This window comes from Streptomyces sp. NPDC006261, assembly GCF_040613515.1.
Classification (GTDB): Bacteria; Actinomycetota; Actinomycetes; order Streptomycetales; family Streptomycetaceae; genus Streptomyces.
Window position 1 is genome coordinate 81,730 of record NZ_JBEXSI010000020.1, and the last position, 14,628, is coordinate 96,357.

21 protein-coding genes are annotated in these 14,628 nt (G+C 68.2%); 8 read left to right on the forward strand and 13 right to left on the reverse strand.

What is annotated here, in order from left to right; genetic code table 11:
* The first annotated feature begins 9 nt into the window (after positions 1 to 9).
* The 3 genes from ABZ154_RS15655 to ABZ154_RS15665 are packed head-to-tail and all read left to right on the forward strand — an operon-like array spanning position 10 to position 3,992.
* Positions 10 to 1,179: a siphovirus ReqiPepy6 Gp37-like family protein gene (locus tag ABZ154_RS15655; protein ID WP_356832827.1), complete on the forward strand. Its 1,170-nt coding sequence runs from the start codon at positions 10 to 12 to the stop codon at positions 1,177 to 1,179.
* Between the two features lie 2 nt (positions 1,180 to 1,181).
* Positions 1,182 to 2,195 carry a hypothetical protein gene (locus ABZ154_RS15660; protein ID WP_356832829.1) on the forward strand — a complete coding sequence of 338 codons (1,014 nt, stop codon included), beginning with the start codon at positions 1,182 to 1,184 and terminating at the stop codon, positions 2,193 to 2,195.
* A gap of 18 nt (positions 2,196 to 2,213) precedes the next feature.
* Positions 2,214 to 3,992: a glycerophosphodiester phosphodiesterase gene (locus ABZ154_RS15665; protein ID WP_356832831.1), complete on the forward strand. Its 1,779-nt coding sequence runs from the start codon at positions 2,214 to 2,216 to the stop codon at positions 3,990 to 3,992.
* 112 nt (positions 3,993 to 4,104) lie between these two features.
* Here the strand turns inward: ABZ154_RS15665 and ABZ154_RS15670 are convergent, their stop codons facing one another.
* Genes ABZ154_RS15670 through ABZ154_RS15720 form a run of 11 tightly spaced genes read right to left on the reverse strand, consistent with a single transcriptional unit; the run spans position 4,105 to position 8,660 of the window.
* Positions 4,105 to 4,536, reverse strand: a complete 432-nt coding sequence (locus tag ABZ154_RS15670) for a hypothetical protein (protein ID WP_356832833.1) — start codon at positions 4,534 to 4,536, stop codon at positions 4,105 to 4,107.
* Entirely contained in the window at positions 4,533 to 4,928 is a 396-nt protein-coding gene (locus ABZ154_RS15675) for a hypothetical protein (protein ID WP_356832835.1), read from the reverse strand. The genes ABZ154_RS15670 and ABZ154_RS15675 overlap by 4 nt, the downstream gene beginning before the upstream one ends.
* The gene (locus tag ABZ154_RS15680; RefSeq protein ID WP_356832837.1) at positions 4,925 to 5,050 is read right to left on the reverse strand and encodes a hypothetical protein; all 126 of its coding nucleotides are present in this window, start codon (positions 5,048 to 5,050) and stop codon (positions 4,925 to 4,927) included. Before ABZ154_RS15680 ends, ABZ154_RS15675 begins: the two co-directional genes overlap by 4 nt.
* A complete protein-coding gene (locus ABZ154_RS15685; RefSeq protein ID WP_356832839.1) occupies positions 5,043 to 5,522 on the reverse strand; it encodes a hypothetical protein in 480 nt (159 codons plus the stop codon). The genes ABZ154_RS15680 and ABZ154_RS15685 overlap by 8 nt, the downstream gene beginning before the upstream one ends.
* Positions 5,515 to 5,967: a hypothetical protein gene (locus ABZ154_RS15690; protein WP_356832841.1), complete on the reverse strand. Its 453-nt coding sequence runs from the start codon at positions 5,965 to 5,967 to the stop codon at positions 5,515 to 5,517. Before ABZ154_RS15690 ends, ABZ154_RS15685 begins: the two co-directional genes overlap by 8 nt.
* On the reverse strand, positions 5,964 to 6,119 hold the full coding sequence (locus ABZ154_RS15695; protein ID WP_191046170.1) for a hypothetical protein: 156 nt from the start codon (positions 6,117 to 6,119) through the stop codon (positions 5,964 to 5,966). Before ABZ154_RS15695 ends, ABZ154_RS15690 begins: the two co-directional genes overlap by 4 nt.
* On the reverse strand, positions 6,112 to 6,786 hold the full coding sequence (locus ABZ154_RS15700) for a DUF6085 family protein (protein ID WP_356832843.1): 675 nt from the start codon (positions 6,784 to 6,786) through the stop codon (positions 6,112 to 6,114). The genes ABZ154_RS15695 and ABZ154_RS15700 overlap by 8 nt, the downstream gene beginning before the upstream one ends.
* The gene (locus tag ABZ154_RS15705; protein ID WP_356832845.1) at positions 6,779 to 7,417 is read right to left on the reverse strand and encodes a hypothetical protein; all 639 of its coding nucleotides are present in this window, start codon (positions 7,415 to 7,417) and stop codon (positions 6,779 to 6,781) included. The genes ABZ154_RS15700 and ABZ154_RS15705 overlap by 8 nt, the downstream gene beginning before the upstream one ends.
* Positions 7,410 to 7,667: a hypothetical protein gene (locus tag ABZ154_RS15710; RefSeq protein ID WP_356832847.1), complete on the reverse strand. Its 258-nt coding sequence runs from the start codon at positions 7,665 to 7,667 to the stop codon at positions 7,410 to 7,412. Before ABZ154_RS15710 ends, ABZ154_RS15705 begins: the two co-directional genes overlap by 8 nt.
* On the reverse strand, positions 7,660 to 8,043 hold the full coding sequence (locus ABZ154_RS15715; protein ID WP_356832849.1) for a helix-turn-helix domain-containing protein: 384 nt from the start codon (positions 8,041 to 8,043) through the stop codon (positions 7,660 to 7,662). The genes ABZ154_RS15710 and ABZ154_RS15715 overlap by 8 nt, the downstream gene beginning before the upstream one ends.
* A gap of 14 nt (positions 8,044 to 8,057) precedes the next feature.
* Positions 8,058 to 8,660 (reverse strand): 3'-5' exoribonuclease, encoded by a 603-nt coding sequence (locus tag ABZ154_RS15720; protein ID WP_356832851.1) that lies wholly within the window; start codon positions 8,658 to 8,660, stop codon positions 8,058 to 8,060.
* Positions 8,661 to 8,870: 210 nt separating this feature from the next.
* Between ABZ154_RS15720 and ABZ154_RS15725 the strand changes: the two genes are divergently transcribed.
* From ABZ154_RS15725 to ABZ154_RS15745, 5 genes are all read left to right on the forward strand, one after another.
* Positions 8,871 to 9,875 carry a peptidoglycan-binding protein gene (locus tag ABZ154_RS15725; protein ID WP_356832853.1) on the forward strand — a complete coding sequence of 335 codons (1,005 nt, stop codon included), beginning with the start codon at positions 8,871 to 8,873 and terminating at the stop codon, positions 9,873 to 9,875.
* A 24-nt stretch (positions 9,876 to 9,899) separates the two neighbouring features.
* A complete protein-coding gene (locus tag ABZ154_RS15730; RefSeq protein ID WP_356832855.1) occupies positions 9,900 to 10,271 on the forward strand; it encodes a hypothetical protein in 372 nt (123 codons plus the stop codon).
* Positions 10,272 to 10,309: 38 nt separating this feature from the next.
* A complete protein-coding gene (locus ABZ154_RS15735) occupies positions 10,310 to 10,606 on the forward strand; it encodes a hypothetical protein (protein WP_356832857.1) in 297 nt (98 codons plus the stop codon).
* Between the two features lie 177 nt (positions 10,607 to 10,783).
* Positions 10,784 to 11,083, forward strand: a complete 300-nt coding sequence (locus ABZ154_RS15740) for a hypothetical protein (protein ID WP_356832859.1) — start codon at positions 10,784 to 10,786, stop codon at positions 11,081 to 11,083.
* Positions 11,083 to 13,200 carry a glycerophosphodiester phosphodiesterase gene (locus ABZ154_RS15745; RefSeq protein ID WP_356832861.1) on the forward strand — a complete coding sequence of 706 codons (2,118 nt, stop codon included), beginning with the start codon at positions 11,083 to 11,085 and terminating at the stop codon, positions 13,198 to 13,200. Before ABZ154_RS15740 ends, ABZ154_RS15745 begins: the two co-directional genes overlap by 1 nt.
* 21 nt (positions 13,201 to 13,221) lie before the next feature.
* Here ABZ154_RS15745 and ABZ154_RS15750 read toward each other — a convergent pair whose 3' ends face one another.
* Positions 13,222 to 13,860: a PASTA domain-containing protein gene (locus ABZ154_RS15750; RefSeq protein ID WP_356832863.1), complete on the reverse strand. Its 639-nt coding sequence runs from the start codon at positions 13,858 to 13,860 to the stop codon at positions 13,222 to 13,224.
* A 170-nt stretch (positions 13,861 to 14,030) separates the two neighbouring features.
* Complete coding sequence (locus tag ABZ154_RS15755; protein WP_356832865.1) at positions 14,031 to 14,504, reverse strand: hypothetical protein; 474 nt, start codon at positions 14,502 to 14,504, stop codon at positions 14,031 to 14,033.
* Positions 14,505 to 14,628: the final 124 nt, after the last annotated feature.

Here is a 14,628-nt window from a genome sequence, read left to right on the forward strand (position 1 = left end):
GGACACCCAGTGAACAGCGCGCTCCGCGTCTACGTCCGCAACCCCGCCCTGGAACGCATCGGGCAGATCGACGACTACACCAGCCTCATCGTCATGCCCCGCTACAACGCCATCGGCAGCTTCGTTCTGGAGATCTCCGCCGACTCCGGGAAGGCGAACCTCCTGGCCGAAGGCAACGGGTTGATCATCCGCACGGCCGACGGGACGCTTGTCGACTCGGGGCCGATCCGCACCGTCGACTGGTCCCGCTCCAAGGACGACTCCGGGGCCGGGAAACTCACCGTCGGCGGGGTCTCCGACACCGAAGTCCTGGCCCGCTACACCTGCTGGCCTGCCCCCGGCTCGGTCATCGGGTCACAGGCGGACACGGTGTACAAGATCTCCGGCGTGGTGGCAGAGACCGCCATGCGGACCCTCGTCAACGTCAACGCGGGACCCGGGGCGTTGGCCTCCCGCAAGAACGCACTGTTGACCCTCGCCGCCAACGGGGGCCACGGGCCGACGATCACAAGGCAGCTCAACCAGTTCGACTCCCTCCTCGCCGTCCTCACCGACATCGCGAACTCTGCCGGGCTCGGGTTCCGCGTCGTCCAAGTCGGCTCCGGCCTCCAGTTCCAGGTGTACGAACCCGTCGACCGGTCCGGCACCGCCCGGTTCGCGTTCAACCTCGGGAACCTCACCGACGCCAGCTACACCACCACACCGCCCACCTGCACTCGGGCCCTCGTCGTCGCCGGCGGGCAGTCCACACCGCGGGCTTGTAAGACCGTCGACCGGGCCGACCCGCTCTTCCCGGGCTTGGTGATCGAGCAGTTCGTCGACCTCACCTCCGTCGATACCGCATCGGTCGACCTGGTGGCCCAGATGGACCAGGCCGCCGAGGAGGCCCTCACCGCCGGTGCCGGGCAAGGCTCGTTGGCGATCAGCCCGATCGATATTCCGCTGCTCCAGTACGGGCGGGACTACAACGTGGGCGACACCGTGTCCGCCCGAGTGCGGGAGTCGTGGATGACCGACGTCGTCCGCGAAGTCACCCTCACCTGCACGGCTGGTGACGGCACCACCGTCAAGGCGGCGGTCGGGTCCAGCGACGGTGACGGCACAGTCGCCCGCATCTACAAGTACCTCGCCCAGGTCAAACGAGACGTTGGGCGCCTCAAGACCAGGAAGGCGGCCTGAGCATGGCCGAGTTCAGTGCGCCGTTCGACGAGTCGCCGATCGCCACACAGTCCCAGTGGTCCCGCATGGCCCGCCGGTGGGGAGCAGACGGTGTCCACGCCTCCGACCCCGCCGACACCGCCCTCAAGATCAGCGGCAACGGCACCGGCAACGTCGTCCTCCAACCCGGCGAGGCGTTCGCCAATGGGTTCTACTACCTCAACGACACCGTCAAGAACGTCGCCGTCACCCCCAACGCGGGAACCGTCGCCCGCGTCGACCTGGTCATCCTCCGCGCCTCCATGGCCGCGAAAACAGTCCGCGCCTTCTACAAGACAGGCGGCAGCAGCGCCCCGAGCCTCTCCGCCGCCGAGGACGGCGTCTACGAAATCCCCCTCGCCCAATGCACCGTCGCCGCCGGATCCTCCGTCGTCACCGCCGTCAACGTCATCGACCGACGATGGTTCACCGACAGCGGCACCACCCCCGGCCTCCCCGGCGCCCGCCGCCCCAGCGTCCGCGGCCGACTCCTCACCGAAGGCACCCGCCTCTACATCGGCGACGGGGCGGGCTGGCAGTGGATCGGCTCACCAGGCGTGGAGGAAGGCACCTACACCCCCCAGTGGTCGGCAGGGGCCACGAACTTCCACTGGGGCACGTCGTCCACCAACCGCGGCCTGTACCAGGTGCGGGGCAAGCGGGTCGACCTGCACATTCACGTGGTCGTGACGTCGAACCCGCCCGGGTATGCGGACCCGCTCAACGTCGCCCTCCCGCCCGGCTACCCCTGCACCACCGCACACCGGTCGCTTTTCGACTGGCACTACACGTCCGACAACGGGGAGGGGACCACGTTCGGTGCCGCGGTGACGGCCCCGTCAATCTCCACCACGAAAATCTCCCGGCTGCGCTACTCGATGACGAATGGCACCACCCAGTCGGCAAAACCCAACGCGTTCAGCCTGTTCACCAACAGCCCGTTCAACATTCGGGCCGGCGACATCATCGACATCGACGGCTCCTACTGGACCGCCTGACCCCCGAAAGGAACCCTCATGCGTCATTTTTTCGGGGGTACTACCAGCGATTACGCCATGGAGCAGGTCGGCGACCAGCTCCTCCTCCGCCCCGGTGCGACTGGCGCCGTGTGGGATGCGGTGGCGGGCGGTACTCAACTGACCGACCTCACCGACACCAGCGGTCTCCCCGTCACGTCGGTCATCGCGGCGTCCGACGGGTTCGTCGCGTTCTACGGGCCGGAGGATGTCACCACCGTCTTCCTCGACTTCGGGCTGGGCCGCCGGTACGCCATGGTCGCCTCAGACATTGCCGAGATCGTGTCCGCACGGGTCGCCGGGGTAGTCGCCGAAGCTGCGGACGATGCTACGGCGAAGGCCGCCGACGCACAGGCCGCTGCGATCTCCACGGCCGCTAGCAACGCCGCCGCCCTGTACCTCCCGAACGCCATCGCCACAATCGACAGCATCATCGGGCCCGCCACCCCCGTGGCCCCCGTGTACTTCGCCCACCGCGGCGGGGGCATGGTCCGCCCCGAGCACACCCTCGTCGCCTACCGGGCTGCTGCCGCCATGCGCTACCCGCTCGAAGTGTCCGTGAACGTCGACGCCTCCGGGGAGCTGTGGTGCTTGCACGACCCGACGGTGGACCGGACGACGAACCGGACCGGGAACCTCAACGGGTACACCACCGAGGAGATCGGGCAGCAGATCCAGACGAACGCGCGGACGCTCCTCGGGGCCGGGTGGTCGGAGCAGCGGTTGGTGCCGCTCAGGCAGGTGCTGGATGAGTTCCTGGGCAAAGTGCCGATCCTGCTGGAACCGAAAGCGAACGACGCGGTGGTGCCTACCCAACAGTTGCTGGACGCCTCGTACCCGCACGCCCCGCGCAGCGTGATCTGGAAGTGCCATATAGGTACCCTGTCGCTGCCGTGGGCCAAGGCCAGGGGGTACCGCACGTGGGTGTACCTGGACTCGGGTACCAGCGACGCGACGATGGACGCCAAGGACTCCATGGTCGACTACTGGGGCGTCAACACCACGTTCTCGGACGCCCGGATCACCCAGGTGAAGGACCGGGGGAAGCCCGTCTTCGCGTGGGCGGTGTACAGAAGGTCGCAGGTCGCCCGGCTGACCGGTCTGGGTGTCGTCGGCATGATGTCGTCGGACCCCCGGTACGTGTCGACCAGCGCCCCGCAGCGCACCGCGTCCCGCTGGGATCTCCAGATCAAGGAGCCTGGGTGCACGCCGACGATCGACTACGACCCTGACTACGCCCTCCAGTTCGCCCCTACCCCGGACGTCGGCTGGGTGTCGGTGCCGGCGGTGCCGTTCCAGTCGGTCGGGCTGGGCACGTACTGCCCGGTGGCGGCTGGTGCGGGCGGGTACCGGCTCAGCTTCGACATGAAGTTCAAGGTGCTTCCCGCGACGAACACATTGCACGGCGGGATCTACTTCGGGAAGCAGTCGGACGACCCGTACCGGTTCTCCCAGTCGAACGCGACGGGCGGCTATCACCTGGTGATGCGGGCGAACGGGCAGATGCAGTTGAACCGGCACACGGCCGGGTCGACGTCGGGGACGACGCTGGGCTCGGTGATCGCAACGACGGCGCCGACTGCTGATGGGGTGATGAGTTTCCAGGTGAATGTGACGCCGACGACGATTGAGGCGAAGCGCACGGACGGGGTCGGGTGGACGACGGGTGCGTTGGCGGATACGACGTACCGGGGCGGGTACTTCGGGTTGTCGAACGGGTCGATCACGGATGTGGCAACCCGGCCCTACTGGCGGAACCTGGTGGTGACCCAGCTGTGATGACTTGCCTGGATCGCCAACTTTTCCGACCCAGGAAAGTTGCGATCCAGGCAACTTTTCGAAAACGAGCCCCACGATGGCGCCTATGGGGAGCGCCTCGCGGAGCCGGTGGCTAGTCGATGTAGTCCCGCCAGTTCATGCCGTGGGGGAGCGCGCCCGGGGCTACTGGCGGGCTCTGCATAGCGATGGTGCCGTCGTCGTTGATGCTGGTGGCGGTTCCGTGGGCGAGGATTTTCCCGTTCGCACCGACGAGGATGACGTCCACGGGCGGCTGTAGGGCGTGGGGCTTACCGGCGGCCGGGCACGGCTGTGTGGGCTCACCCCAGGGCGTCTTGTGCCCCTCGTCGCGAGCTTGGGCGCAGAGATCGAGGGCACGGGCGCCGGAGGCGAAGGACGGTTCTCTGTGGGGTTCGTCAGGGTCGCGGGCGACGATCCAGTCCGGCCCGGCGGCTTCGACGCGAACGCAGTGGTAGTGGTCGCGGCCGAAGGCGCCGTAGGCGAAGCCGTGGATGATGTCCCCGACGGCAAGCGGGCGGGCGGTCATGGGCGTTCCCTCGCTTCGTCTCCGATGTCGAGCGCTACCCGGAGCCGGTGCACCCGGTCCACGGGCCAGCAGTAGAACCGCTCCTGTACGAGCACCTCTTGCAGGCGCGGGTCAGTGGACTGCTGGGCGCGGCCGAGGAGGCGCAGCCATTCGGTATCAATCCACCTGACGTCCCGGTGGTGGCAGTGCGGTCCGACTTTGCGGTCGTCGCGGGGTGGGCAGGCGTATTCGACGGGTGCGCCTGAGACGCGTTCGATGAGCAGGTCGCAGCGGGCGTGGCCTTCGATGCCGTCCTTGATGGCTTGGGCGGCTTCGCCATGGTTGGTGAACTCGGACTGTGTCCTCGTCGCCGGGTCGTGGGACAGGCAGAGGACGTAGTACGTGCTGCTCACGGGTTCCTCCCTGTGCTGAGCCAAGCTGCTTTCTGAAGGGCCAGTCGCCCGTCGGGCTGCCGCTCCCACCAGTACGGCTTGCCGAACAGCCACACGGTGCGCAGGGTGTCGTGGTCACGCATCGTCGGTCCCCTCGCTGCTGGTGATGCCCGCGAGCCCGAGCGCGTCGGTGTCGGCGAGCATCTCGTGGGCGAGGATGAGCCTGGCCAGCTCGGGCCAGCGGGGGAGCCGCCTGTACCCCCTGCCCAGCTCGACACGCTGCTGCCGAATCCCCCGGAGCTGATCCGGCCGGGTCACGTGACGCACCTTCGGGTCGCGCGGGCACCGCTGGTTGTCCCAGCACCACGCCTCGAAGTCCCGGACGGTTTCCGCGACGACGTGTACGGGGCGCAGATCTGGGTCCATCTGCTCAGCGAGCCGACGCAACACGGCGGCGTCCTCCGGGCCCTCTTCTTCGCTCTGGGCGCGGCAGGTCGCGGCGAAGTTGCGGGCGTACTCGAATGCGGAAGGTCGGAAGCTGTTGCCGTGCTGGGCGACGGCGCGGGTCAGGAACTCCTCGAAGGTGGTGGGCACGCGCCCGGTCGGCTCATGCATCGTCGGTCTCCTCGTCGTCGAGTCCGTAGCCTTCGGCGAGGGCGAGGATGGTGGGGCAGTTCCCGCGCCCTTCGGGGACCCCGTCCCAGTCGTGGCAGGTTTCGCACCCGAAGCCGGCGGTGTGTGGCCCGTAGCCAGGGTTGATGACTTGGGTGGTGTACGGGTGCGCGGCCATGATCTTGCGGTCGGCGGCGCAGCGGCGGAGGACCCCTGCCGAGTCGTTGGTCGGCAGGCCCTCGGGGTGGTAGCACTCTGGTTCGCAGTGCCCCGAGTTGGGGCAGGTTCCGAGACCGACCAGGGGCTTGGCGGCCGCCTCCAACTTTTCGATCTCTTCGGTGATCCACGCGTGCAGGCCAGGAGTTACGTCCCACTCGGCGACCGTGACCAGTTCCTCCCGTGCACCTTGCTGCCGGAGGGTGTGTAGCCGCAGGTCTCGGCCCGTCATGCTCCTCCTCCGACGTTGGCGAGGAGGATGGCCTTGGTGAGCTCGAACGCCTGCTGTTCGGTGAACCCGGCCTGTACGTAGGTCTCGTACACCTCGTGCAGCTGGGCGGCCTGCTGTGCCAGCTCGGTCATGGGGTCGGTCGGCTCAGGCATTCGGGGCCTCCTCGGCGGTGGGAGTCTGCGCCTCGCGGCAATCGGCAGCTGCCATGACCCCCAGGAGAATGCCCTGGACGGCATGGAAGCCGTACCCGCCGTGGCGAGTCGTTCCGCCCCCTCGCATGATGGTGACCTCGTACCCCTCGCCGTAGGGGGCCACGGTGACAGTTGCGTCGGTCTTCCGCGTGACTCTGGCGGCGCGTCGCTGAAGCTCGGCCAGATCACGCTCGGCGGACGGCTGGGCCGCTGTGCGTGCGAGGGCGTAGTCAGATGCCGTGACCGCAACATCGAGGGCAACGCGTGCCGTCGCCACAACCGGCGGCTGCTGGCGTTCGTTGGCCCCGACGGGGCATTCCGGGTGCGGGTGAACCTCCTCGCCCTGCTCCTCGTAGCAGAACCCACAGCCCAGTAGGCGGGGCTCCTCGCGCTGGAGCGCGGCTAGGAACTTCCGTGCGGTCTCCCGTTCCGGGCCCGGCGTGCCTGCGGTGAACAGGTCGCTGGCGAGGACGGCGACGCGGTGCAGCATCGGTGCTCCCTGGCCGAGCATGTCGTCGGCGGCGCACGGGTCCGGGCAGTCGCTGCGGGAGCAGGTCACATGCCCGCCCTCGCCGAGGAACAGGCTGGCGGCACCACACGCCGGGCAACGACCCTGAACATCAGGCATGAGCGTCTCCCAGGTCGATGATGTGGTCGCCCTCAACGCAGTGCGAGGACATGCAGCGCCCGACCGGGGTCGCGTCGAGAGCCGCGCGAACAGCCCGCCAGATGAGCGCGTTGCGGTGCGCGGTGTCGGGCGGCAGGTACTCGCCGAGGTTGCGGATGTTCTCGTACACGGCGTCGTAGGCGGGCTGGCGGGGATCCGGGTAGACCTGGGTGTGGCCACGGGCCGGGGCCGGGCGCTTCTCCCCCTCGGCCGTCTTGCCGTCTACGCGACGGCGGGCTTCGTGGACGATCTCTTCCGTGGTCCACGGCCGTGTCTCGCCGAGGTGACTGTCGTAGCGGTCGACGACGTCGGCCACCATCTCGTTCACGTGCCGCCATAGGCGGTACATGTCGTTGTCGCTGACCATGTGGATGTGGTCGCAAGGCCGCAGGGTGAGCCGGGTGCTGGGCGGGTCGACAAGGGTGACCTGCTCTGCACCGTGTACGTCTTCCCCGCAGGTGGGGCACGGCGGGTACGTCTGCAACACGTACTTGATGCCGTCACGCTGCTGCCTTGCCCGGTGGGTGAGGACGACTGCCCACGCCAGCAGGTCCGCATCGGTCAGAGGCTGCACCTCGGGAGCGTCAGGCATCGGGGGCTTCCATCTCGCTCATCGCCCGGAGAACTTCCAGAACGGCGAGCACGTGGTGCACGGGCACCCCGGGCCTGGCCTGATGGATGCGCCTTGCCGTGGCGATGTCAGCGGCATGGTCATCGGCGAGTTCCTGTGGCGTGGGGCGCGCGCCTGCAATGACGGCGAGCTGATCCCGCAAGCGACAGAGCGCCAGCTCTAGGGCCGCAGCGTCGGACGGCGGGACGAAGGAGCCTTGAGCCTCACGCATCGGGGGTCTCCTCCGTGGTCAGCCGTATGCCGAGAACACGGGCGGTCGGGGCGAGGAACACTCGGGTCTCCCGCAGGTAGAACGACGTCCACGTGTCGCCCGGGTCGACGGTGTCGGCAGAGAACGACTGGGTGTGGCCGCCGTCCACGGTCACCTCGTACACCTGGGGGCCGCCTGCGTCCGGATCGTCGGACATCATCTGCTCAGGTGTCACGCTGAAGGCGTTGGCGAAGTCGACCAGGTCGTCCACGGTGATGCGCCGCTTGCCGCCCTCGGTGGTCGCCACGACCTGCGAAAACTTTAGCCCCATCTCGGCGGCTAGCTCGTTCTGGGTCCAGCCGCGTCGGGTGCGGAGCAGCTTTACGTTCGCAGCCACCCGCTCGACGGGAGTCACGACGCCCCCCTCCATGCCCGCCGGGCGAGCCAGCGGCGCACGGTCTGATTGTGACGGGCGTCCGCCAGCGCGTTGTGCTCGCCGGACGCCTGCTTCGGCAGGTCGTCCCAGTCGAACCCGAGGCGCCGCGCTTCCTGCTGGATGTCGTGGGTGAACATCGGCACCCCGTCCGGCAGGGCGATCATCGGCCCCCAGAGCTGAGCGAGCGCCACGTGATCGTAGGCCCCGTAGTTCGCCCACAGCTCGACGTCGTCAGTGGCCTGGATGAACGCAGCCACCTCGGCGGCGATCCGCTTCCGGGGCTTCACCGCTGGGTCGCGGTAGTTGAACAGCCAGGACTTCGGCATGTGGAGCCGCCAGTCACCGTGCGGCTGTGGCAGGGAGGTGATGACGTTCTCCATCAGCCACGTGTGCTTGCGGACCCGGCGGCGGAGGCTCCAGCCGGAGAACGGGACGACCCAGCCGCGCCATGTCCGGCCCGCCAGGTTGGCACTGACGGCGTAGTACTCGCGGCCGTCGTCGCTCACCATCCCGATGGAGATCAGTTCGATGGTGCGGCCGTCTTCGAGGAACTCAAGGTCGTAATCGATAGCGGTCATGTCCGCCTCCGGTGCGGGTGGGTGCGGGTTGGGGTGGCTGGCCCAGACCCGCACGGCCGGGCCAGCCACCGAGGTCGCCTCGCGGCAACGACCTAGGTGCACCATAACCCCTAAGCCTTGGAATCGTAGGCATATGCGAATCGAAAGCCTATGATTCAAAGGTCAACGGTCGATGCGGGCCAGCACCCCGCCACCCCGCAGGAGACACCCATGAAGCTCATCACCAGAGCCCAACTCGGATGGCCCGCATCCGCCGCCCCGTCACAGGCCACCACCAAGGGCGTCAAGGTCCACTACCTCGGGTCTCCCGTCAGCACGAAGCTGCTGTCGGACCACGGCGAATGCCTCGCCCTATGGAAGGACATCCGCCGCAGCCACCTCGCCAACAAAACCGAGGGCTACAGCGACGTCGCCTACAACCACGCCGCCTGCCCCCACGGCTACCTCCTCGAAGGGCGCGGGCTACGTCGCCGGACCGGAGCCAACGGCAACCAGAGCCTCAACCAGGGGCACTACGCCATCGTCGGACTCGTCGGCAGCAGCGGCCTCACCGAACCCACCGACGCCATGCTCACCGCGATCCGCGACGGCATCGACCTCCACCGCAACAACGGCGCAGGCAACGAGATCAAAGGCCACCGCGACGGATACGCCACCGCCTGCCCCGGCGGACCCCTCTACGCCTGGGTGAAGAAGGGCGCCCCGCGCCCGGCCGAGGACGACGACGAGCCCGGCGCCGCCCAGCCGCCCGCCGGCACGTACACCGTGAAGCGCGGCGACACCCTCACCAGCATCGCCGCCGCCCACAACACCAACCCACCCGACCTCGCCAAGCTCAACCGGCTCGCCGACCCCAACAAGCTCGCCATCGGGCAGAAGCTCAAAGTCCCCGCGAAGCCGCAGCCGGCCCCCGCCACCAAGCCCCCGGCCGTGAAGCCCCCCGCCGTGAAGTACGAGCCGTACCCCGGGGCCAGCTTCTTCCTCAACGGCAGCCGGCCCGCCCTCGGCAAGAAGTCCCCCATCTTCACCGCCATGGGCAAACGCCTCGTCGCCGTCGGCTGCGGCCGATACACAGTCGGCCCCGGCCCCGAACTCGGCCAGGCCGACGTCAACAGCTACGAAGCCTGGCAGCGGAAATGCGGCTACACCGGCACCGCCGCCAAGTGGCCCCCCGGCAAAACCACCTGGGACAAGCTCCACGTCCCCAAGCCCTGACCCCACCCCAGAAACGAGACCACCATGCGCATCTTCGGCCGCGAACCCGTCGTCATCCTCGGCGCGATCGCCGTGTTCCTCAAGCTCCTCGCCGGCTACGGCATCGAAGTGTCCGAGACACAGCAGACCCTCATCAACACGTTCCTCGCCGTCGCCGTCGCCGTCGCCTCCGCCGTCGTCCTCAAGAACGGCGCCCTCTACGCCGCCCTCCTCCAGGCCGCCTCCGCCGGGCTCGCCCTCTTCGTCGGCTTCGGCCTCGACATGACCGTCGAACAGCAGGCCGGATGGATGGCGTTCGTGTCCGCAGTCCTCATCGTCATCGAGCGGCCCGCCGTCGAAGCACCCCTGCCCACCACCCGGGTCGAACAGACCAGCCCCGTCAAGACCGCCGCCTGACCAACCGTGCACAGAACCACCAAGAAGGGCGGCGGCCAATGACAGCCGAACTGTTCGGAGTCAACGTCGCAGAAGGCGGCGCTGTCGCACTCCTCGCCATCGTCGTCCTCATGGTCCTCACCGGCCGACTCGTACCACGGCGCACCTTCGACGACATGAAAGAGGACCGCAACGACTGGCGCACGGCCCACAGCAAAAGCGAAGTGGCCCGAGTCGAAGCGATACGGCAAACCAGCGAACTGATCGAACTGTCCCGTACCGGCGTCCACCTCCTCAACGCCCTACCCCGCGGGGAGGAGGTGACAGCCGATGGGGATCAAACTCTGGCGACGTAAGCGGCGCAACGGCCCCACAGACGCCAAGGCGGCCATCGCCCGAGCCGAAAAGGCCAGCACAGACCTCGAACGGCAGCGCCCGGAGACGAGCCACCTCAGCGACCGCCTCCGGGCCCTCCGCCACGAAAACCACTTCGAAGCAAAGATCAGAGCAGTCATGGAAGGCGGTGGCCAGTGATGGGCACCTGGGACCGACTCCTGAACGTCATCACCTCAGCCGTCATGGTCGGTGCGGGCCTGGTGTTCATAGCCGCCTACCACCTCCTCGCCCCCTGGTGGAAGTCCGAGACGGGCAGGCACCTGATGGCGTTCGGGGTCGCCGTTACCGCGCTCAGCGCCTACACCGTCGCCATCACCGCCTGGCCCGAACTGTGGCCCCTTCGCGTCGTCCGCACCCTCGTCGTACTGGCCATCGCCGCACTGTTCATCCAGCGCACGGTCATGGTGATCCGCGCCCAGCGCCACAAGGAGCACTAATGCCGTTCCCCGAGGACGTCCCGTCCGTGCCCGTCCGCTACAGCATCACCTCCCCAGCCGGCGGCGGCCCCGGCGAGGGCACCTTGCAGCTGATGCCGACCGTCCCCGCGATCCGCATCCCCGGCCAGGACGGGGTGTTCACCGGCGGCGGCACCTACCAGTTCGCCGGCGGGCAGCTCGTTGACGGCGAGGGCGAGCAGATACGCCTCCTCCCCACCAACGTCGCCGGCGCCAATCCCGCGGTGTGGGCGTGGCTCGGCATCGAATCCGTGAACGGCACCCAACCCCGCCACTTCTACTTCGCCCTCGACGCCGACGCCGAAGAAGTCGACCTCGGAGCTGTTCAGCAGCTCGCCCCCGACCTCGCCCAGTACCTCGCCGTACCAGGAGAATCCGCCTACGACGCATGGCGGCGCGCAGGCAACGACGGTGACGAAGACGACTTCCTCGCGAGCCTCGTCGGCCCACCCGGCGACATCACCGCAGCCAACGACTACACCGACGAACAGCTCGGCCAGGCCCTCACCGCCGAAGTCGCCCGAGCGGACACCGCCTACGACCCAGCCGGCGCCGCCACAGCAGCCCAGGTCGCAGCCATCAACACCGCAACGGCGGACGCCACCACGAAGGCGAACACCGCACGGGACACCGCAATCGCCACGGCCGCTGCGGACGCGGCGACGAAGGCAGGTACCGCCCAGAGCGCCGCCGTGTCCACCGCCGCCTCGGCCGCAGCCGGCCTCTACCTCCCCAAGGCGATCCTCACCGTCGACACGTTCATGGCCCAGGCGGGCACGAAGGTGTTCGGCCACCGCGGCGCCGGCATGGTCTGCCCGGAGCACACCGAGGTCTCCTACGACTACGCGATCTCGCACGGCATCCAGGCCATGGAGCTCAGCGTCAACGTCGACAGCGAAGGCCAGTTGTGGTGCCTGCACGACCTCAGCCTGGACCGGACGACGTACAGCACCGGGGCGCTCAACACGTATCCGTCGACCGGGATCGCGAACCGGGTCCTCACGAACGGCAGGGTGCTACACGGCCAAGGCTGGACCGACCAGCCGATGGCGCCGCTCCGGACCATGCTCGACAAATACCTCGGCCGCGTCGTCCTCTTCGTCGAGCCCAAGGGAAACGATGCTGTCGTGCCCCTCCAGACCTTGCTGGCCACGTCGTACCCGCACGCCCCGGCCTCCGTGATCTGGAAAGCCCACGTCGGCACGTCCTTCGTGTGGCCGAAGCAGCAGGGGTACCGCACCTGGTGCTATGTCGATGACGGTTCGAGCAACGCAGTCCTCGACGGCAAAGACAGCCTGGTGGACTACTGGGGGGTCTCCACGTCCATGTCGTCCGCCCGCCGCAAGGAGATTGTCCAGCGGCCGGGCGGGAAGCCGGTCTTCTCGTGGCCGGTGTACCGGCGCTCCCAGCGGGCCGCCCTCGAAGCTGACGGAGTCGTCGGCCTCATGTCGTCCGACCCCGTGTACGTGCGCGGCACCACCGCACAAGCCACCGCATCCAGGTGGGACCAGCAAGTCAAGGAATCCGGCGGCACACCCATGTCGGACTACACCGAAGCCGCCGCCCTCAAATTCTCCGAAACCGACGGCTGGGTCTCCATCAACCGATCCCGCGGCACCTACGGTCTCGGCCGGTACTGCCCCATCGCCCCCGGGGCAGGCGGGTACCGCATCCAGATCGAAATCAAGTACGACCAGCTCAGCGGGGACCTCGCCGTCCACGGAGGCCTCTACCTCGGGAAGGCGTCCGACGATGTCTACGAGTTCTCCACCCTCAACGCCACCGCTGGATACCACCTCATCCTCCGCCAGAACGGGGTGCTACGCCTCTACCGGCACCTCACCACCCAGACAGGCGGTGTAGCCCTCGGGGGCGGAGACATCGCGACGGAAGCCGTAGTGGCCGGCCAGTCCATGACCATCCAGGTCGACGTCACTCCGACGACGATCGAAGCCCGCCGGCTCGGGAACGCCGCCTGGACCACCGGGCCCATCGCCGACACCACACACCGCGGCGGCTACTTGGGGCTCAGCAACGGCAGCATCACCGACACCGCAGTACGGCCGTTCTGGCGGAACCTCGCCATCACCCAGCTCTGACGAGGCCCCGCCACGATCCGGCTACGGGCAGCCTTCCTCGAACTTCACCGCGGTGAACTCGACCGGCTGCCCGTTCAGCGCAGCCCCGGCGGCGGGCTTCTGGGTGCACACCTGCCAGTTGGACTCCAGCAACACCATGCGGCCCTGGGCCGCGTCGGTGACGGTGATCGACGTGCCGGAGTCGAGCGCATCACGGGCCACCTTCACGGACTTCCCAACGAAGTCCGGCATCTTCCCGCCCACCGCCTCAGGCTCCTCCGCATCGCGGGCGGGGCAGTCCTCCTCCAGCTTCACCGTCCCGAAGTCCAGCTTGGTGTCGACAGGGACGGTCTTGCCCGCCGCCATGTTCTGCGAGCACACCTTCCAGTTCCTGTCGAAGGCCTGCGCCCGGCCCCGCCCGGCACTGTCATGAGACGTGAGAACGAAGAAGCCCTCGGCCTGCGCCGTGTCCTGCGCGGACTGGAGGCCCATACCGACAAAGTTCGGCACCGCCTTCTTCTCCGCCGGCTCCTCCTCGGTGGCCGAGGGGGAGGGGGTCTTGGTCGCCGGTTCAGTCGCGGCCGGGGCGTCCGGTGCGGGTTCTGTGGCTGCCGGGTCGCAGCCAACGAGGGCTGCCGTGGCGATACATGCGAGCGCGACAGAGAGTGTGCGGGTGTTCAAGGTGTCCCCCAGAGGTGGTTCATGAGGGCCTGACCGTAACGACCCCTGCACAACCTGTGGTGCCACATGTTCCGGTGGTGACGGAGTTGTGACCAAACGGCGGGGGAGAGGTAGACGCGCTTGCGCCCCGCTCTCATCCGAGGGCGGGGCGCAGTGTCGCCTCCGGCGGGTCAGGCGCGATACAGCTGGTACTTGCTGCCATCGCTGCCAGTGTGGGCCTTCGCGGTGAAGACGCGGACGCCAGGCAGAGATTCCTCTTTGTCCAGGAAGGGCGGAGGCCCTGGAGTGAGTGTGAGGTGCGGTACTACCAGTCGGCTGTAGGGGTGCTCCCCTCCGCTGATGGCCGCCTCCAGTGAGAACTCCTTGAGGTCCCCCAGGGGTGCAGCGTTTGCCCCGAGGTGTGTGGCGACGCGCGCTGCCCATGACTCGCACTGGGCGACCGCGCTCCCGTCGGCGGGAATCAGGTCGACCGCCACCCGAACTTCTGGCGGGCCGGGTGGAGTGAGCAGATCGAAGCTGAGGCTGTCCGCGACCGAGTCCAAGATCAGCCGCAGCTCAATACCCGGCGAAGGGGATAGGGGAATCTCCGCGCCGCCGAGCGTGAGGCGAACCCAGTCGACGGTCGTGCGCGTGGCGGTCGTCATGAGAAGACGGTAGCGCGGTGGGGTGACAGCACGAGCGAGGTAGCGCGCCACGTCTTGCGAAGCGCGGCCTCTTGGCCGCCACGACTCTCGATAACATGCCGTATCGCGGGCCCTGCTTCTCTCG